Annotated in this window: 16 protein-coding genes; 3 read left to right on the forward strand and 13 right to left on the reverse strand. The window is 37.0% G+C overall.

Features of this window, described 5'->3' with window-relative positions:
• Positions 1 to 142: 142 nt before the first annotated feature.
• Positions 143 to 853: a LytR/AlgR family response regulator transcription factor gene (locus ACHRV3_RS08405; RefSeq protein WP_395433936.1), complete on the reverse strand. Its 711-nt coding sequence runs from the start codon at positions 851 to 853 to the stop codon at positions 143 to 145.
• Positions 829 to 1,824 carry a sensor histidine kinase gene (locus ACHRV3_RS08410; protein ID WP_047778405.1) on the reverse strand — a complete coding sequence of 332 codons (996 nt, stop codon included), beginning with the start codon at positions 1,822 to 1,824 and terminating at the stop codon, positions 829 to 831. The genes ACHRV3_RS08405 and ACHRV3_RS08410 overlap by 25 nt, the downstream gene beginning before the upstream one ends.
• Before the next feature lie 470 nt (positions 1,825 to 2,294).
• On the opposite strand from ACHRV3_RS08410, the gene ACHRV3_RS08415 reads away from it, so the two are divergent.
• Positions 2,295 to 2,507 (forward strand): hypothetical protein, encoded by a 213-nt coding sequence (locus tag ACHRV3_RS08415; RefSeq protein WP_047778406.1) that lies wholly within the window; start codon positions 2,295 to 2,297, stop codon positions 2,505 to 2,507.
• A 135-nt stretch (positions 2,508 to 2,642) separates the two neighbouring features.
• Positions 2,643 to 4,172, forward strand: a complete 1,530-nt coding sequence (locus ACHRV3_RS08420) for a SulP family inorganic anion transporter (RefSeq protein WP_395433937.1) — start codon at positions 2,643 to 2,645, stop codon at positions 4,170 to 4,172.
• Between the two features lie 234 nt (positions 4,173 to 4,406).
• On the opposite strand, the gene groL is transcribed toward ACHRV3_RS08420, so the two are convergent.
• The 11 genes from groL to ACHRV3_RS08475 form a co-directional block, all read right to left on the reverse strand.
• Positions 4,407 to 6,035, reverse strand: coding sequence for a chaperonin GroEL (gene groL / locus ACHRV3_RS08425; RefSeq protein WP_047778408.1), 1,629 nt, complete (start codon positions 6,033 to 6,035; stop codon positions 4,407 to 4,409).
• An 81-nt stretch (positions 6,036 to 6,116) separates the two neighbouring features.
• The gene (gene groES, locus ACHRV3_RS08430) at positions 6,117 to 6,392 is read right to left on the reverse strand and encodes a co-chaperone GroES (protein ID WP_047778409.1); all 276 of its coding nucleotides are present in this window, start codon (positions 6,390 to 6,392) and stop codon (positions 6,117 to 6,119) included.
• 138 nt (positions 6,393 to 6,530) lie between these two features.
• A complete protein-coding gene (gene secG, locus ACHRV3_RS08435; protein ID WP_047778410.1) occupies positions 6,531 to 6,872 on the reverse strand; it encodes a preprotein translocase subunit SecG in 342 nt (113 codons plus the stop codon).
• Positions 6,873 to 6,875: 3 nt separating this feature from the next.
• Positions 6,876 to 8,315, reverse strand: a complete 1,440-nt coding sequence (locus tag ACHRV3_RS08440) for a hypothetical protein (protein WP_395433939.1) — start codon at positions 8,313 to 8,315, stop codon at positions 6,876 to 6,878.
• A gap of 97 nt (positions 8,316 to 8,412) precedes the next feature.
• Entirely contained in the window at positions 8,413 to 8,916 is a 504-nt protein-coding gene (locus ACHRV3_RS08445) for an LptE family protein (RefSeq protein WP_395427004.1), read from the reverse strand.
• A gap of 145 nt (positions 8,917 to 9,061) precedes the next feature.
• A complete protein-coding gene (locus tag ACHRV3_RS08450; RefSeq protein WP_047778412.1) occupies positions 9,062 to 10,321 on the reverse strand; it encodes a sigma-54-dependent Fis family transcriptional regulator in 1,260 nt (419 codons plus the stop codon).
• Between the two features lie 55 nt (positions 10,322 to 10,376).
• Positions 10,377 to 10,901, reverse strand: a complete 525-nt coding sequence (locus ACHRV3_RS08455) for a YcxB family protein (RefSeq protein ID WP_047778413.1) — start codon at positions 10,899 to 10,901, stop codon at positions 10,377 to 10,379.
• 85 nt (positions 10,902 to 10,986) lie between these two features.
• The gene (miaB, locus tag ACHRV3_RS08460; RefSeq protein ID WP_395433941.1) at positions 10,987 to 12,432 is read right to left on the reverse strand and encodes a tRNA (N6-isopentenyl adenosine(37)-C2)-methylthiotransferase MiaB; all 1,446 of its coding nucleotides are present in this window, start codon (positions 12,430 to 12,432) and stop codon (positions 10,987 to 10,989) included.
• Positions 12,433 to 13,235: 803 nt separating this feature from the next.
• Positions 13,236 to 13,967: an MIP/aquaporin family protein gene (locus ACHRV3_RS08465; RefSeq protein ID WP_047778522.1), complete on the reverse strand. Its 732-nt coding sequence runs from the start codon at positions 13,965 to 13,967 to the stop codon at positions 13,236 to 13,238.
• Between the two features lie 25 nt (positions 13,968 to 13,992).
• Positions 13,993 to 15,489, reverse strand: a complete 1,497-nt coding sequence (gene glpK, locus ACHRV3_RS08470; RefSeq protein WP_395433942.1) for a glycerol kinase GlpK — start codon at positions 15,487 to 15,489, stop codon at positions 13,993 to 13,995.
• Between the two features lie 16 nt (positions 15,490 to 15,505).
• Positions 15,506 to 17,095 carry an FAD-dependent oxidoreductase gene (locus tag ACHRV3_RS08475; protein ID WP_395433943.1) on the reverse strand — a complete coding sequence of 530 codons (1,590 nt, stop codon included), beginning with the start codon at positions 17,093 to 17,095 and terminating at the stop codon, positions 15,506 to 15,508.
• A gap of 326 nt (positions 17,096 to 17,421) precedes the next feature.
• Between ACHRV3_RS08475 and topA the strand changes: the two genes are divergently transcribed.
• Positions 17,422 to 19,938, forward strand: coding sequence for a type I DNA topoisomerase (gene topA / locus ACHRV3_RS08480; protein ID WP_047778525.1), 2,517 nt, complete (start codon positions 17,422 to 17,424; stop codon positions 19,936 to 19,938).

Here is a 19,938-nt window from a genome sequence, read left to right on the forward strand (position 1 = left end):
GTTAAAATTATTTTGTAGTAAAAGTAAGCTTAAATTAAAGATATTGATGAGGTGTTATTATCTTTTTTTAACAAATTATAAAACGAAAAAAAAGCTCAACTGTTTAAAGTTGAGCTTTTGTGTATTTTTGAGGAACAGATTGTTACTTAAAAAAACTATTCAATAAAATCTGATACTTCCTTCCCACAGGAATAATTTCGTTCGTATTCATGGTTAGGTTTTTGAACGTAACCGCTTTAATTTTATTAACGTTTACGATATAAGAACGATGTACCTGAAGAAAGTCAGTACTGTCAATTTCTGAGGTGATACTGGCGAGTGAGCCGTAAATAAGCAGTGGTAAGTTGAGTTTAGCGCTATACAGTTTCATGTAATTTCCCAAACTTTCGATGTATAAAATATCACTGATTACAACATCGATCATTTGGCCATTTACGCGTAGGGAAAGCACTTTTTTGTTGGTAGTATCGTCCTTTTTTAGGCTTTTTCCGGAATAATACGTTCTTGCTTTTTCGATAGCTTTAGAGAATTTTTCAAATGAAATGGGTTTCAACAGATAATCAATTGCATCATTTTGATAGGCAGAAAGCGCAAAATCAGAATAGGCCGTTGTGACAATGGTAAGGGGTCTTTTGGGTTGTATTTCCATAAGTTCAACACCCGAAAGAAGCGGCATATTAATGTCCAGAAAAATAATATCATAGCTGTTTTCGTTGAGCATTTTTAGTGCCTCCATACCACTAAAAGCGCTTCCGGAATGCTCCAGATCGTCAAATTTAGAAATATGCGATGCCAATGCCTTATGTGCGGGCGATTCGTCATCAATAATCAGACAGCGGTAGGTAAGTGCCATAGGTTTAGTGTTACGCTAAAGATGTTTGCTTCTTTTTTACAGGTTAACTCGTGTTTTAAACCGTATACTTCAAGACGTCGTTTTAAGTTTTCAATTCCGATTCCTGTGCTCGAAAGTCGGGAACCGGTTTCGGGATAATTATTCTTTAAAGTGAAAAACAAATTCTGCTGATCTACCTTTAAATCTATTGTAATAAAAGGTTCGGTTGTTTCAGCAGAGAATTTTACAGCATTTTCTACCAGCGGCAAGAAGAACAAAGGCGGAATTTCGATGTTGTCAAATGAGCCTTCATAATTTTGGGTAATGCCCAGCCTTTCGTTCCGGAACGTATAGTATTCGATATATTTTTTAATGAAATCTATTTCTTCGGCTACAAAGACAAAATCTTTTTTGGTCGCTTCAATCTGATACCGCAGTAAATCAGAAAGGTTTAGAATTCTGTCGGGAAGTTTCTCGGGTTCAGACAAGGATTCGCCATATAAATTATTCATGGCATTCAATAAAAAATGCGGATTCAGCTGCTGTTTTAAAAACGAAAGCTCTGATTTGAAATTAATAATGTCTTTATTGGTCTGAGATACTTTTTTCATAATAATCATATGAAGAAAGTAAAAAGCAATCCCGTTTATCATAAGCGATACAATCGACAGCGTTCTAGATTTTTCTAATCCGACCAATGGAAAATACCAGTTCATAAAATAATAAAAAGCAGTCCAATAGATGAAAAGAAGGAAGAAGAAAGTCTTTATTTTTTTTTGAAACAAAAAGGGTCTGATGATACAAAGATTAAAAAAGGTAATCCAGATAATACAAGGAAAAAAGCCTAAAGCAATTTTAGTAGTAATGAAGGATAAATCCTGTCCGGTGAATTTTGTTTCATCGTAAACACAGATAAAAATAAGCCCAAACAAAATGATATTCAGGATGAGGTTTCTAAGAAAAAAGTTCTGGTAAATTTTGAGAATCGTCATAAGGACAAAATTAGGGCAATATTATAATTTACAATAGCGTGGAGAATAAAAATTATACGAACGCCATTGGTGTAAATTTTGACGCCATTGGTGTAATTATGCTGTTATAATAAGCACTTCTCATTTACATTTGCTTTGGTTTTTGATCATTGTAAAAAAACAATTTGGAACCGAATCGGAGTCTGAAGGTTTTTTCTTAACTTTAAGCACCTCAAATTTAAAAGGTGTTTTTAAGTTCAATCAGCTGGAGTTTTAATCCGGTGTTACTTAGGAATATCGAGTTACACCTCAGGCAATCGTTTTTTTGAAAAACGTTAAAGTCAGAAATGACAGCAGAAGGTGAGCAAACCAACCGAATGGTTACGATCAGAAAGAAAATATCCGGACTTAGATATAGGTTTGGTATATCGGACTGTCTTTTTTAGACAAAATTAAAAATTCTAGTTTTTTTATTATTTAAAAATAGCGTTATGGTTGTTGAGGTTTTTAAAACAAATGTTCAGAAAGAATCAGACAAAAATTATATAATTGCAGTGATCCAGACCCAGTTTCCTGATTATAAAATCAATTTTGATCTGGAGGACTGTGACAAAATTCTAAGAGTGGAAGGTATCGAATTAGAGCCCAAAAACATAATAGATTATGTAAACTGTCTGGGGTATATTTGTGTACCGTTAGAGTAATTAAGTTTTATACTTTCCATTATTAAATCCGTTTTTAAAAGAACCGGTACATCGAAATACGAGTTTTTCAGGCTTTTCTCAGGATTGAAAGAGTTTCTTCTGTTTCTGCGCATAATTTTTTAAATTTGTGCTCTTATGAAAAAAGCATATTCCCTCTTTGACTTTTCACAAAAGGTTAATTATAAAAATGAAATTTTAGCAGGTTTAACGGTAGCAATGACGATGATTCCCGAATCATTATCTTTTGCAATTCTTGCCGGATTTCCTCCTTTGGCCGGTTTGTACGCAGCTTTTATTGCAGGTTTGGTGACCGCTGTTTTTGGAGGCAGACCCGGGATGATTTCGGGTGGTGCAGGAGCAACGGTGATTGTTTTGATCGCCTTGATGAGATCACACGGAATAGAATATGTTTTTGCAGCCGTCGCACTGGGAGGAGTAGTACAAATTGCTATTGGACTTTTTAAATTTGGAAAGTTCATCAGACTGGTTCCGCAACCTGTGATGTTTGGTTTTGTGAATGGTCTTGCGGTTGTTATTTTTATGTCACAGCTAGAACAATTTAAAACCATTGTAAACGGGCAAACAACCTGGCTTCAGGGAACTTCTTTGTATGTAATGGCAGGACTGACGGTACTTACAGTGGGTATAGTATTGCTTTTTTCTAAAATTACCAAAGCTGTTCCGGCATCTTTGGTCGCGATATTGGTAGTTTTTGTTCTTGTTTTAGTGTTTAATATTGAGACTAAAACAGTTCAGGATATTGCTTCGGTTCAGGGAGGATTTCCTCCGTTTCATATTCCAAATATTCCACTTTCTTTTGAAACTTTTAAAGTGATATTTCCGTACGCCGTAATCGTGGCAGCGGTAGGTTTAACAGAAGGTTTGCTAACGCTTAATCTAGTGGACGAAATCACCGGAACACGTGGTAACAGCAATCGGGAATGTATTGCACAAGGGAGTTCTAATATACTGAATGGTTTCTTTTTCGGAATGGGAGGATGCCCGATGATTGCGCAAACTTTGGTAAATCTTTCGGCAGGTTCCAGAGCCAGACTTTCGGGAATTATTGCTTCATTAACCATTTTAGTAATCATACTTTTTGGTGCTCCCGTAATCGGGAAATTGCCAATGGCCGCTTTGGTGGGAGTTATGATGATGGTAGCAATTACGACATTTGAGTGGTCCAGTTTGAGGATTATAAATAAGATGCCAAAACACGATATTTTCGTTGGAATTCTGGTCGCAGTAATTACTATTTTACTACACAATCTGGCCTTAGCGGTTTTGATTGGTGTAATTGTTTCTGCACTAGTTTTTGCCTGGGAAAGCGCTAAAAGAATCCGCGCCAGACATTTTATGGATGCTGATGGTGTGAAACATTATGAAATTTACGGTCCTTTGTTCTTTGGCTCAATAGCCACTTTTATGGAGAAATTCGATATACAAAATGACCCTAATCGAGTGATTATTGATTTTAAAGAAAGCCGTATCGCGGATATGTCTGCGATTGAGGCTGTAAATAATCTGACCAGAAAATACAACGAATTAGGTAAAGTAATCGAGTTAAAACATTTAAGTGAGGATTGCAGAATATTACTTAAAAATGCAGCTGCCGTGATTAAGGTAAATGTAATTGAAGATCCAATTTATAAGGTGGTGAGCTAATTGCTTTTTTTTAAAGAGACACCAATTTGCACTAATCTGTGCGCAATAATTTTAAAAAAAAATCGCGATAATTCGTGTAATTTGTGGCAAGAAACAGATTAAAATTTCTTCTCAAAGGTTTTAAGAACATAAAATAATAAGATTAAAATATGTAGTTGTTTCGATTGTACGAAAAGAAAAACGCCAAATAGAATTTTCTATTTGGCGTTTTATAAGGTAAGAAGTTAAGAACGATTACATCATTCCCGGCATACCGCCACCCATTGGCATTCCGCCAGCGTTTTCTTCTTTAATATCAATTAAGGCACATTCTGTAGTTAAGATCATTCCTGAAACAGATGCAGCGTTTTCAAGTGCTACACGAGTTACTTTTTTAGGATCGATAATTCCTGCTTTTAACATGTCTACATACTCATCTGTTTTAGCGTTGTATCCAAAATCACCTGAACCTTCACCAACTTTAGCTACTACTACAGAACCTTCAAGACCTGCATTTTCAACGATAGTTCTAAGTGGAGATTCAATAGCGCGAGATACAATCTGAATTCCTGTAGCCTCGTCAGCATTATCTGCTTTTAAGTCAGCCAAAGCCGCTTTAGCTCTTAATAAGGCAACACCACCACCGGCAACGATTCCTTCTTCAACAGCAGCGCGAGTAGCGTGTAAAGCATCGTCAACTCTGTCTTTTTTCTCTTTCATTTCTACTTCAGAAGCAGCTCCAACATAAAGAACAGCAACACCACCGGCTAATTTAGCCAAACGCTCTTGCAATTTTTCTTTGTCATAATCAGAGGTTGTAGTTTCCATCTGACCTTTAATTTGGTTCACACGGTTTTTGATGATATCCGCTTCACCTGCACCACTTACAATTGTAGTGTTGTCTTTATCGATAGAAACTCTTTTTGCAGTTCCTAACATTTCGATAGTAGTGTTTTCAAGGGTATATCCTCTTTCTTCAGAAATTACAGTACCACCAGTTAAGATAGCGATGTCTTCTAACATTGCTTTTCTTCTGTCTCCAAAACCTGGCGCTTTTACAGCAGCAATTTTTAAAGCTCCACGTAATTTGTTTACTACCAAAGTAGACAAAGCCTCTCCGTCAACATCCTCAGCAATAATCAATAATGGTTTTCCTGATTGAGCAACCGGCTCTAAAACCGGTAGTAATTCTTTTAAAGAAGATACTTTTTTATCGTATAATAAGATGTATGGAGAATCTAATTCAACTTCCATTTTCTCTGGATTTGTAACAAAATATGGAGAAAGGTATCCTCTGTCAAATTGCATTCCTTCCACAACGTCAACATAAGTATCTGTTCCTTTAGCTTCTTCAACAGTAATTACTCCTTCTTTACCTACTTTAGCGAAAGCAGTAGCGATCAAATCACCAATAACTTCGTCATTGTTTGCAGAGATAGAAGCAATTTGTTTGATTTTATCAGAATCACTTCCAACTACTTTAGCTTGTTTCGCTAAGTCCGCAACGATAGCTTCAACTGCTTTATCGATACCACGTTTCAAGTCCATTGGATTGGCACCTGCAGCAACGTTTTTCAAACCTTCTTTTACGATAGCCTGAGCTAAAACAGTAGCCGTTGTAGTTCCGTCTCCTGCTAAATCATTGGTTTTAGAAGCAACTTCTTTAACCATTTGTGCGCCCATATTTTCTAATGGGTCTTTTAATTCGATTTCTTTTGCAACAGAAACACCGTCTTTAGTAACCGTTGGTCCACCAAATGATTTCCCGATAATTACGTTACGACCTTTAGGTCCTAAAGTTACTTTTACAGCATTTGCCAATGCATCAACACCACGTTTTAATCCGTCACGTGCTTCAATATCAAATTTTATATCTTTTGCCATTTTTTGTTTTTTGTTTAAAGTTTGAGTTGTTTCAAGTTACCGCAGTACTTCACTCTTACTATTTATTACTTACTTTTATTTTTAGATTATCGCAAGAATATCTTCTTCACGCATGATTAAATAATCAGTGCCTTCTAGTTTTAATTCTGTTCCGGCATATTTACCATAAAGAACAGTGTCACCAACTTTTACAGTCATAGTGTGATCTTTAGATCCGTTTCCAACTGCAACTACAGTACCTTTTTGTGGTTTCTCTTTGGCAGTATCTGGAATAAAGATTCCTGAAGCAGTTTTAGTTTCAGCTGCAACAGGCTCGATAAGTACGCGGTCAGAAAGCGGTTTAATATTTAAAGCCATAATTTTATTTATATTTAGGTTATACTTTTTAATGTTCAAAAACTTTCAGAAATTATGCCATGCTTCAAAAACTGACATTATTTCCTAAAAAAAATGCCAGCTTTGACAGGCTGGCATTTCAATTTTATATCAAAATTATTATTTTGTTGCAGGAGCTGCCGGAGCAGGAGTTTGTTGAGCCGGAGCAGCTGGTGTTTTGGCAGCAGGAGCTTCCGTTTTCTCAATAAGTTTAGAGTCAGTATCACTTAATGATCCTGTAAAGCTTAAGCTTGAAAGTAAAATTAAAGCAATTAAGATAGTAGCTAACGTCCAAGTACTTTTATCTAAAAAGTCTGTCGTTTTTTGTACTCCACCTAGCATTTGAGTCCCACTAATTGTAGAAGACAATCCGCCTCCTTTAGGATTCTGTACCATAATTACTACGATCAATAGAAAGCAAACTATTGTGATTAAAACTAAAAAAATTGAAAATGTGCTCATTGTTTAATTGTTATTGTTATTTTGTTGTAAAATCTTTATATCCGATATGCGGTCTGCAAAGAAACTAATTTTTTCTGGATATTTCAAAATTAATATTTCATATGCTTGGATTGCTTTTGTATATTTCTTTTGTTCCAAATAGACTCTGGCTAAAGTCTCTGTCATCAGGTATGGATTCTCTTCCTTATTGATGTCAAATTGAGTAGTGGTAGTGGCTGCTACGGACTTGACCGGTGCGATTTTCGGATTTGTTTCGATAAATTTATCAATTAATTCCGCTTTTTTCTTTTTCTCGTCCTCTATTGTTTCTGTTTCTTCAATTGGAACAATAGTTTCAACAACAGGTTCAGGAGCCTTCTCAACTTCGCTTACGGGTTCTGTATTTTCTTGTGGACCTTCACTAGTTCGGTCAATTGGTTCTGTTCTGGATAGTTGCAGCCATTCCTGAAAGGAATGTTTTTCGTTAACAGAAAAATCCAACGGTTTTCCGATTTCCAGATTTTCTTCCGCAATTTTTACGGTTTCTCGAGCTTCTGTTTCTTCTGATTCTTCCGTAATTACTACCTCTTCAAAAACAACGGTTGTGGCTTCTTTTAAAGAAATAAAGTCAGATTCCGCAATAGGTTCAACACGAACGTCTGGAATTGTTACCGTTTCTTCAGCAACAATTGAAGGCTCTTCCGGTGTAGAAGTTACAACAGGTTGTTCTTCTGTTTGTATTGGTTCTTCAATTACAGTAAGTATTTCTTCTTCTACAGGAACAGCAACAGGTTGTTCTGTGGCAGAAGGTATAATTTGTTCTTGGGTCTCTTCCTTTATATAGGTTGGAACAGTTTGTTCGTCTGTTTTTACCAATTCTTCAAAAACAACTTCGGTTTCTTCTTTTGCAGGAGTTAAAGGTTGCTCAATAACAATTGCTGCAGGCTGTTCTTCGGTTTTTATCAGTTCTTCAAAAATGACCTCCGGTTCTATTTTTATTGGAATAATAACAGGCTGTTCAATAACAGGTTGCTCTTCTGTTTTTACCGACTCTTCAAAAACAACAGTTGTGGCCTGTCTTATTGAAGTCAGTATAGATTGTTCGATTGGGTCGATTCGAATTTCCGGAACTTTTTGGATTTCGGGTAAAACAATTTCACTTTCAAAAACAGTAATGTTTAAAAGATCCAGCAGTTTTTGATCGTAATAGTCATTTTGAATGGATACAAAATTCTCAGAAGTAATAAAGTCAAATAATACAGAACGATCTGTAGTATGAGCTGCAGTAACCTTTAGAGCATAATTATACTTAAAACTATTCTGATCATAAAGTCCTTTTAATCGTAATGCTCTTGCACTTTGAAAATACGGAAATTCATTCAGAACATTGCCTAATCCCTCCGTTTGCTTTTCGGTAATAGCATCGGGTTTGTTTATTAGGTATGTATAATCAGTTACGTTCATTTCTTTTTGTTTAATCGTCGAATTGTTTATTTGTTTAATCGGGAAGGTTACTGTTACATCATTTTAATGAATAAGAGATGTAACGGTTAAACCAAAACTACCATTTTGCCAAGGATTCATTAAAAATATCCTGGGTAATTCTGTCGTAAATCTCTTTAATAGCAGAATTTAAAGTAGAACCTACCAATTGCTCTGTTCCCGGATAATCTTTGTAGAATTCAAATGTTCTTTCAAAATCATCCGCTTCCTTTTTTCTATTGGTGAATCGAACATTAATACGAATCGTCAAACGGTTTTGAGCCGCTTGTTGGTCGGCGGTTGCTGTCATTGGAGTAGTTCTGTAATCTACAATTTCTCCTTCATAAACCAAATCCCCGCCAGTACTGACTAAGTTTAGATTGGTTTGATTTTGAATTAAATCCTGTAAAGCCAAAGTAAAATCTCTGTCTATTCCCGGCTCAATCAGAGCAGCATTATTCTGGAAGAAGTTAACTTGAAACGTTTTGCCTTCAATTTGTCCTGTTCCTGTGAAATTGTAAACATTGCAACCACTTAATAAAAAGAGGCTGATTAGAGCTAAGAGAGAATATATTTTTTTCATAATAATTTTTGAAAAATTCCAATTTTTTGAAATTCCAAATTCCAATTTTGGGCAAGGACCGTTTTTGGAATTGTGAGTTTTCAATTTTTTTTCAAATATACCAATTTGGAATTTGGAATTTATTTTTTGGAATTTAGTTTTTTATCTACAAGTCGAATTGTTTGATTTTTCGGTATAAAGTTCGTTCTGAGATACCTAGTTCATCAGCGGCAGCTTTACGTTTTCCTTTGTTTTTCTCTAATGACTTTTTGATCATTTCGATTTCTTTTTGTTCCAGACGTAAAATCTCTTCCTCTTCAATTGTTTCGGCATCGAGATAATTGTTGTCATCCTGCATGCGATAATTGTCTTCGCGGGCGGTAGGTGTCATGACAGCTGTTCTTGGTTCTTCTTCAAAATCAATTTCACTTTCATTTTCCTGTGAGCCGTATATTTTCTGAATTAAATTAGGATTGATATCCTGCACTTTTGAACTGCCGTTCTTCATTAATTCTAAAGTGAGCTTTTTCAAATCATTTAAATCACTTTTCATATCAAAAAGGACTTTATACAAAATGTCTCTTTCCGTACTAAAATCACTTTCTTTTTTCTTATCGCTGATTACCGAAGGTAAATTACTTCCTTCCGTAGGTAAATAAGATTGTAAAGTAGATAAGGTAATATCGCGATTGGTTTCTAAAACAGAAATCTGCTCGGCTACATTTCGTAACTGACGAATGTTTCCATTCCATCTGAATTTTTGCAGCAACTGAACAGCATCATCATCTAATTTCAAAGGCGGCATTTTGTACTTATGTGCAAAATCGGCCACGAATTTTCTAAATAATAAATGGATGTCTTCGTTTCTTTCACGCAAAGGCGGCAAGGTTATTTCAACCGTAGTCAGACGATAATACAAATCCTCACGGAATTTTCCTTTTTCGATGGCATTGAACAAATTGACATTGGTTGCCGCAACGATTCTCACATTGGTTTTTTGAACTTGTGAAGATCCTACTTTTATAAACTCTCCATTTTCAAGGACACGGAGTAATCTAACCTGAGTGGTTAGCGGTAATTCACCCACTTCATCGAGAAAAATTGTTCCGCCGTCTGCCACTTCAAAATACCCTTCACGGGTGCTCGTCGCTCCTGTAAAAGCGCCTTTCTCATGACCGAAAAGTTCACTGTCAATAGTTCCTTCCGGAATAGCTCCACAGTTTACGGCAATATACTTACCATGCTTTCTGTGCGAAAGCGAATGAATGATTCGTGGAATATTTTCTTTACCAACACCACTTTCTCCCGTTACCATTACGGAGATATCGGTAGGAGCAACCTGAATTGCTTTTTCAATAGCGCGGTTTAATTTTGGATCATTTCCAATAATTTCAAAACGTTGTTTTATTGCTTGAACGGTCTCCATATATTTTTTGTTTCAAGTTTTTATTTGTTTCAAGTTTTTTTGCAAGACTTAAAACTTAACTTTTTAAACTCTTTTTTATGTCTAACGAATTAAAAAGTTGTTTTAATTCATTGTATTGATTGTCGTTTAAATCTTCTTTAATAATAGGTAAAGCAGAGTTTTTTTGAACATATATTAATAGCCAGGATTTAGTTTCTTTAATTTGATACATTTCATTCCAGAAATTCTCTATTTTAAAAGTTTCACCTTCTTGTATGTAAGAATTTCTGTTAAATGTTATTTTTTGAGTTTCTAAATTTCTTTTGTCCTTTACTAATTTTTTTTTGATGTTTGAAGATAATCTGATATAGGCAAAAAACCAAATAAAAATAATTAAAACCAAAGGTAAAGCATCAAATATGTCCCATTCTATTGCTTTATACGATCCTGTAAATAGCGAAATAATTTTATGTTTTAAAAGAATGACAGGAATAAATAAAATAATCCATTTTAGATAAGGGATGTTGAAAAGTAAGTATTTAGAGACTTTAACTAATTTATCTAGGTTAGGCTTATATTTAATTGTGATTTCTTTTTCCATTCTTACTTCTTGCAACTGGGCTATTTAATTTAAATCATACATCTCAAATTACGGAAATAACCTGAAACTTGAAACCTGAAACAATCTAATTCATCCCAGAATACCCCACAGCTTCTCCTTTAAGAGTTCCGCTGGTGCAGCTTGTGATTTTTACATTGACAAAATCCCCAATTTTATAATTCTCTTTCGGGAAAACTACTGTGATGCTTTGAGAGTTTCTGCCTGAGAATTCTTCTTTTGATTTTTTAGAAACCTTCTCGACTAAAACTTCTACTGTTTGACCGATAAACTCTTCAGAACGGAACCAGGCGTGTTTTTGCTGTAAATCAACAATCTCTTGCAATCTTCGGGCTTTGGTTTCTTCGAGAACATCATCCTCCATTTTTCTTCCTGCCAAAGTTCCGGGACGCTCTGAATACGAATACATATAACCGAAATTATACTTCACATATTCCATTAAACTCATCGTATCCTCGTGATCTTGTTCGGTTTCTGTTGGGAAACCGGCAATCATATCTTGTGAAATCGATGCATTGGGAACAATTGCTCTGATTTTATCAATCAAAGCCATGTATTCTTCACGCGAATGCAGACGATTCATTTCTTTTAGAATTCGGTTACTTCCGGATTGAACCGGTAAGTGAATGTGTTTACAGATATTCGGGTATTTTGCAATAACGTGCAAAATGCTTTCGTGCATATCCTGCGGATTTGAAGTCGAAAAGCGAATACGCATTTTAGGAAAACCAACTGCAACCATTTCAAGCAATTGATCAAAATCTACTGCTGTTGCTTTTTGCATTTCAGACGCATTTACGAAATCTTTTTTTAGACCGCCGCCATACCAAAGGTAACTGTCAACGTTTTGTCCTAAAAGCGTAATTTCTTTAAAGCCTTTGCTCCATAAGTCTTGAATTTCCTGCATGATACTTTGCGGTTCACGGCTGCGCTCACGTCCACGTGTGAAAGGTACCACACAAAACGTACACATATTATCGCAACCACGCGTGATAGAAACCAAAGCGGTGATTCCGTTACTCATTAAACGAACGGGTGAAATATCTCCGTAAGTTTCCTCTTTCGATAAAATTACATTGATAGCGTCACGACCTTCTTCAACTTCTGCCAATAGATTTGGTAAATCTTTATAAGCATCCGGACCAACAACCAGATCGACTATTTTTTCTTCTTCCAAAAACTGACTTTTCAAACGCTCGGCCATACAGCCCAAAACGCCCACTTTCATTTTTGGATTAATTCGTTTTACAGCATTATACTTCTCCAGACGTTTGCGAATCGTTTGTTCGGCTTTGTCTCTGATAGAACAGGTGTTTACTAAAACCAGATCGGCTTCTTCTAAAACTGAAGTGGTGTTATATCCGCCTTGTGATAAAATGGAAGCTACGACTTCACTGTCCGAAAAATTCATCGCACAACCGTAACTCTCTATAAAAAGTTTTTTTGTATTCTCAGGTTTATTTTCTAAAACAAGACTTTCGCCCTGTTTGCTTTCTTCAATAATCTTTTCCATAAGGCACTTTCAGAAGTGAATTTTAATAAGGTGGCAAAGGTACAATTATTTGAATGATTATGACAAGATGTCAGATGAAGATTTAACATTGTTTTGATGCTTTTTTTGAGTTTTAAAAAGCTGTTTCAAGGGCACTATAGATCGCATTATTTTGAATTGCCTCCTGCCTTTGCTGGGAGAGTATGGTTTGATTTAAGAATTTAATGACTTTAGTCAAAATAAGCGCCAGTTTGGTTAAAGCTCAATGTTATTAAGGTAAGAGATTTTTTCACGCAGATTCTGCGGATTTTGTGGTTTTTTTTAATTTCATTCCGCTGAAACCTGCGTGAGACTTTTTTTGCAACCCATAACTTAATGACATTGAGCTAAAGTAGGGGTCGATTCAAAATGATACTTTTGCAAAAATCAATTGGTATAAAATTTTGTAATTCTAGGAAGCAGGAGGCATTATTTTGAATTGCCTCCTGCTTTAGCTGGAGGAGTATAGTTTGATTTAAGAGTTTAATGGCTTTAGCCAAAATAAGCACCAGTTTGGCTAAAGTCCAATGTCATTAAGGTAAGAGATTTTTTCACGCAGATTCTGCGGATTTTGCGGATTTTTTTAATTTCATTCCGCTGAAACCTGCGTGAGACTTTTTTTGACAATCCTTAACTTAATGACTTTGAGCTAAAGCAAGAGGTTATTCAAAATGATACTTTTGCAAACATTCTGATTTTTGCTGGAGATTTATCTCATTTTAATTCAGAAAATGAGATGTAATTTTTTAAATATTAAGAATAAGAAGACTAATGATCTGAATGGACTAATTTAAAATCCCGAATAAGAATGCGGCCAAAGAAGCACCCAAAAGTGGTCCTGCAATGGGAATCCAGGCATAACTCCAATCGCTACTTCCTTTGAAGGGAAGGAGGCTGTGTACAATTCGAGGGCCTAAATCACGAGCCGGATTAATCGCATAACCCGTAGTTCCTCCTAAGGACAGGCCGATGCCCCAAACTAAAAAAGCAACAGGAATCGCACCTGCTGAACCTAATCCTATTTTTGCAGAAGGATCACTGGCTAATGAAATGCTGGGATCGGAAAAATAAAAGATCACAAAGACCAGTACAAAAGTGCCGATTATTTCACTGATAAGATTAGAAAAAGGATTTCTGATTGCGGGACTGGTACTAAAACAAGCCAATTTTGCCCCTTCATCTTCTGTGGCGGCAAAATGATCTTTATGAAATAGCCAGACTAAAAATGCTCCTGCCATTGCGCCAATTAGTTGAGCAATAATATAGGAAGGTACTAATGCCCATGAAAATTTTCCCGCTATGGCCAAACCAACTGTTACGGCAGGATTTAAGTGCGCGCCACTCACCGGACCTGCAACTTGAACGCCTACGAAAACAGCCAAAGCCCAGGCTGTGGTAATAACAATCCATCCTGAATTGTTGCCTTTGGTGTCTTTTAAAACTACGTTTGCTACCACACCGTTTCCTAGTAGTATAAGAAGCATGGTACCTATTATTTCTGCTGTAAATGGGGTCATTTTTGTGTTTTTTGAGGTTGGTAGATTAATCTTCAATCCATTTAGTCGTGCGTCCAACGGCTTTGTTCCAGTTGTGTACGAGTTGGTCTACTTCTGTTTTTGGCATTTCGGGAGAAAAGACTCTGTCAACCGACCATTGTTTTTGTAATTCGTCTACACTTTTCCAATACCCTACGGCTAATCCGGCCAGATAGGCGGCGCCCAGTGCTGTTGTTTCCAAAGTTTTGGGGCGTATTACTTTAAAACCAAATAAATCAGATTGGAATTGCATCATTAGATTGTTGACAACAGCTCCGCCATCGACTCTTAATTCTGTTCCTGCATTTCCCGAGTCCGCTTCCATTGATTTTGCTAAATCATATACCTGATAGGCAATCCCTTCTAAAGTGGCACGTGCTATATGTGCGCTGGTTGTTCCTCTGGTAATACCTAAGATAGCTCCTCTCGCATATTGATCCCAATGCGGGGCACCTAATCCTGTCAGGGCAGGGACAAAATAAACACCGCCATTGTCCGGGACACTTGCCGCCAAGGCTTCGATTTCGTCTGATGAGTTAATCATTTTTGCACCGTCGCGCAGCCATTGTACGGCCGCTCCGCCTACAAAAACACTTCCTTCCAACGCATAAGTTGTTTTGCCGTCTATTTTCCAGGCGATGGTGGTTAAGAGATTGTTTTTAGAATAAACAGGTTTGTCTCCGGTATTCATTAGCATAAAACAACCGGTGCCGTACGTATTTTTCATCATTCCGGGTTCGGTGCACAATTGCCCAAAAAGGGCTGCCTGCTGATCTCCGGCGACACCCGAAATCGGAATTTTTGAGGAAAATAACGTGGTGCTGGTTTCGCCATATATTTCGCTGCTTTGTTTTACTTCGGGCAACATGGCTCTTGGGATGTCAAATAATTCGAGTAATTCGTCATCCCATTCTAAGGTATGAATGTTTAACAATAAGGTTCTGCTTGCATTAGAAACATCGGTCATGAACATTTTGCCTCGCGTTAGTTTCCAAATAAGCCAGGTGTCTACAGTTCCAAAACACAGTTTTCCTTGTTCTGCTTTTTCACGTGCGCCTTCAACATGATCTAAAATCCATTTTAATTTGGTTCCGGAAAAGTAGGCATCCAGTATCAGTCCTGTTTTTTCCTGAATCATATCGGAATGCCCTTTTGCTTTTAATTCATCACAATACTTGGCTGTTCGGCGATCTTGCCAAACAATGGCATTGTACAAGGGTTCGCTGGTTTCTCTGTCCCAGACAATGGTGGTTTCGCGTTGGTTCGTGATTCCAATTGCCGCGATTTCTCTTCCTGAAATTCCTACTTTTGCAATCACTTCGGCTGCAACACTAATTTGGGAAGACCAGATTTCATTTGGATCGTGTTCTACCCACCCCGGTTTTGGGAAAATCTGCTCGTAAGGTTTTTGAGAAATGCTCACAATTTCGCCATCATGATTAAACACGATGGCTCTGGAGGAAGTGGTTCCCTGATCCAATGTTAAGATTAATTTATTTTGCATAATGGTGGGTATGTGGTTAGGTTTGTTTTTCGTGAAAATCGGATAATAAAAATCCGTTGGCAAGATGTTTGAACTCGGCTATTTGTCTTTGAATCCATATTTCGTCATGACCGAGTTCTTTCGCCAGTAATTGCGCTACTTTTTCGCAGCAGCTAATGGCTGCCCGTGCGTCTAAAAATAACAAACGAACTCTTCTCGCTAGTACATCATCTATCGTTCGGGCCATTTCATAGCGAATAGACCAGGCAACTTCTGCCATCGTATAGTCGTAATCCGGATGTAGTTTTTCTTTTAATTCGGGTTCCGTGTTGTGTAATTCTGCTATTTTAGGAATATCAGTTCCATATATATACAAATGATTTGCTCGTGCAGCGGAATCCGTTTTGATATTTCCGTGAATGGAGAGCTGTTCAGTTTTACATTTCTTTTTAGGTAGACGATGTACCGCAATGGCTTTGTCAATAATGTCTTCAGCGATTCTTCTATAGGTGGTCCATTTCCCGCCGGTTATGGTAATTAATCCGGTTTCAGAAACAATGATTTTGTGACTTCTGGATACTTCTTTGGTGCTTTTTCCTTCTTCTTTTGGTGCTGCCAACGGTCTTAGTCCGGCAAAAACAGACAGCACATCGGCACGTGTCGGTTTTTTTGTTAAAAATCGTTGGGCAGTTTCTAGAATGAATTCGATTTCTGCTTCGAGTGCAATGGGTTCGAGGTTGTGTTTTTTAATTAAAGTATCAGTCGTTCCTATTACTATTTTGTTGTGCCAGGGCACCGCAAACAAAACTCTTCCGTCGCTTGTTTTTGGAATCATCAAGGCCTGATCACCCGGTAAAAAGGAACTATCGAAGACCAAATGTATACCCTGACTAGGAACAATATATTTTTTGTATACTTTGTCGTTTAGTTTCATTATCGCATTGGTGAAAACGCCCGTCGCGTTGATGACGGCCTTTCCTTTTATATCGTATTTGATGCCAGTTTCGTGATCAATCGCCTGTACACCTGTTACCTGATTGTGGTCGTCTTTTAAAAGATTGACGACTTTGAAATAATTAAGAAGACAAGCGCCTTCTTCTACTGCAGTTTGTGCAATGTTTATGGCGAGACGGGAATCATCAAATTGGCCGTCTTGATAAACAACGCCGCTTGTTAGGTTTTTTGGTTCTACGGTAGGAAGTAGTGCTAAGGTTTTTTCTTTTGAAATGTATTTCGATCGTCCCAAGCTTAGTCTTCCCGCCAGCAAATCATAAACCGTAAGACCGATGGTGTAGAAATAACCGCCCCACCAGTTGTAATTAGGGATCACAAAGGATTGATTTTTGACTAAATGACCTGCATTTTGCGCCAGTAACCCTCTTTCTTTTAAAGCTTCCTGTACTAAAGGGATGTTTCCCTGCTCCAGATAACGAACGCCGCCATGAACTAATTTAGTGCTTCTGCTGGAAGTACCTTTTGCAAAATCTACTGCTTCAACCAAAACGGTTTTGTATCCTCTGCTTGCGGCATCAAGGGCAGTCCCGAGTCCGCTTGCACCACCTCCAATCACTATAACATCCCATTCCTGAGTTTGTTTTAGTTTTGTTAGCTGTTCTGTTCGTTTCATCCTATGCTTTTTTTAGTTTGATTTTATTTTGAATACCAAATATAACGAAACCAAATGAAGCGGAAGTGAATAGAGAGCAGATATGATTGCTGTTAAAAAGGAGCAGAGAATTGTATCTGTTTTGATGTAACTTATGCGATTTTGAGTGTTAAAAATCATCTATTTTTGGAGTATAACCCCTTAAAAGTTATACCTATATATGTAATCGCGATGTTTACAGATAAATCTGTAATTTTTGGAAACATATTATTAAAATACTTCAAAAATGAATAAGCAAGGTTAATATTTAAAAAAAATAGATACTTTTGTTGCAGAAAAATAGAGCAATGGCAAAGAATTTAGTAATAGTGGAATCACCTGCAAAGGCGAAAACGATAGAGAAATTTCTAGGAAGTGATTTTCAGGTAGAGTCAAGTTATGGACATATAGCCGACTTACCATCAAAGGAAATAGGGGTAGATGTAGAAAATGGATTTAAACCTAAATATGAAGTTTCTTCTGATAAAAAAGCTTTAGTAAGTAAACTGAAAACACTATCTAAAAATGCCGAAATGGTTTGGTTGGCGAGTGATGAGGACCGCGAAGGGGAAGCTATTTCATGGCATCTTGCGGAAGAACTAAAACTGGATACCAAAAAGACAAAGCGAATTGTTTTTCACGAGATTACCAAAAGTGCAATTCTTAAAGCAATTGACAATCCAAGAGAAATTGATTATAATTTGGTTAATGCTCAACAAGCGCGTCGTGTTTTAGACCGTTTAGTGGGGTACGAATTATCACCGGTTTTATGGAGAAAGATTAAAGGTGGTTTGTCTGCCGGTCGTGTACAGTCCGTTTCTGTTCGTTTGATCGTAGAGAGAGAACGTGAGATTCAGAATTTTAGTGCTGTAGCAAGTTATTCTGTAGTAGCAGAATTTGTTAACGAAGCCGGAAAAACATTCAAAGCAAAACTGCCAAAAAACTTCAATACAAAAAAAGAAGCCGAAGATTTCTTAAAACAAAATGTCGGTTCTATATATAAGGTAGCGGATTTAGAAACTAAACCTACCAAAAAATCTCCAACAGCACCTTTTACAACGTCGACTTTGCAACAAGAAGCGGCCAGAAAGTTGTATTTACCGGTTGGTATTACCATGCAATTAGCACAACGTTTATACGAAGCGGGACTTATTACCTATATGAGAACCGATAGTGTGAATCTTTCTAAAGATGCCATGGATGCCGCTGAAGCTGAAATCATCAAATCATACGGAAAAGAATTCTCTAAGCCACGTACTTTTGCCAATAAAAGCAAAGGAGCGCAAGAGGCACACGAGGCAATTCGTCCGACAGATATGTCACGTCACACCGTAAATATTGATCGTGATCAGGCACGTTTGTACGATTTGATCTGGAAAAGAACATTAGCGTCTCAAATGAGTGATGCGCAATTAGAAAGAACAAACGTAAAAATTGAAGCCAACAATCACGGCGAAATTTTTACAGCTTCAGGAGAAGTTTTGCTTTTTGAAGGTTTCTTAAAAGTATACTTGGAAGGACATGATGATGATGAGGAAGAGCAAGAAGGAATGCTTCCGGCATTAAAAGTAAACGAGAAATTAGCAAACAATTATATTACCGCTACCGAAAGATATTCAAGACCACCGGCACGTTATACAGAGGCTTCGTTGGTTAAAAAATTAGAGGAATTAGGAATCGGGCGTCCGTCTACGTATGCGCCAACTATTTCGACGATCATCAACAGAAATTATGTTGAGAAAGGAACTCTTGAAGGTCAGGAACGTAATTATACCCAACTTACTTTACAAAACAGTAAGGTTGGTGAAAAGTTGTTAAAAGAAAATACAGGTTCTGATAAAGGGAAATTAGTTCCTACAGATATCGGAACTATCGTAACAGATTTCCTGGTTAAGAATTTTGGAAACATCCTTGATTATAATTTTACCGCAAAAGTAGAGCAAGATTTCGATGAGATTGCCGAAGGGAATATTGACTGGGCTGTCATGATGAAGGAGTTCTACGATAAATTCCATCCGAATGTAAAAGAAGTGGAAGCGAATGCGGAACGTGAAAGCGGAGAAAGAATTTTAGGAAAAGATGCAGACGGAAGACAGGTTTCTGTTCGTTTAGGAAAATTTGGACCAATGGCTCAAATTGGAGAAGCGGATGATGAAGATAAGAAATTCGCCAGTTTGATGTCGGATCAGAATATTGGAAACATCACTTTAGAAGATGCTCTTAATCTGTTTTTATTGCCTAAAAGTTTAGGAGAATATAAAGGAGAAGAAGTAGAGGTAAGTAATGGTCGTTATGGTCCTTATGTACGTCACGGAAGTGTTTTTATCTCTTTGCCAAGAGGAGAAGATCCATTAGGTGTTTCGAAAGACAGAGCACAGGAACTAATTGATGAAAAAGCACTTGCTGATGCACCAATTGCAGTTTACAAAGCAGAACCGGTTCAGAAAGGTGTGGGGCGTTTTGGTCCTTTCATTAAATGGAATGGTCTTTTTATAAACGTAAGTAAAAAATACAACTTTGATAATTTATCACAAACAGATGTTGAAGAACTGATTGAAGATAAATTACAGAAAAATATAGATAAAGTCCTTCACAATTGGGAGGATGAAGGGATTTTAGTTGAAAAAGCACGTTGGGGTCGTTCGGTGATAACAAAAGGTAAGATTAAAATTGAACTAAGCAAAGAGGTTGATGCTACAAAGCTGACATTGGCTGAGGTTCAGGAAATGATCGCCAAAAAAACACCGGCAAAGAAGACACCGGCAAAAAAAGCAACAACAACTAAAAAAGCTCCAGCTAAAAAACCAGCTGCTAAAAAGAAATAA

This window comes from Flavobacterium sp. FlaQc-49 (assembly GCF_044005985.1).
Taxonomy (GTDB): domain Bacteria; phylum Bacteroidota; class Bacteroidia; order Flavobacteriales; family Flavobacteriaceae; genus Flavobacterium; species Flavobacterium cupriresistens.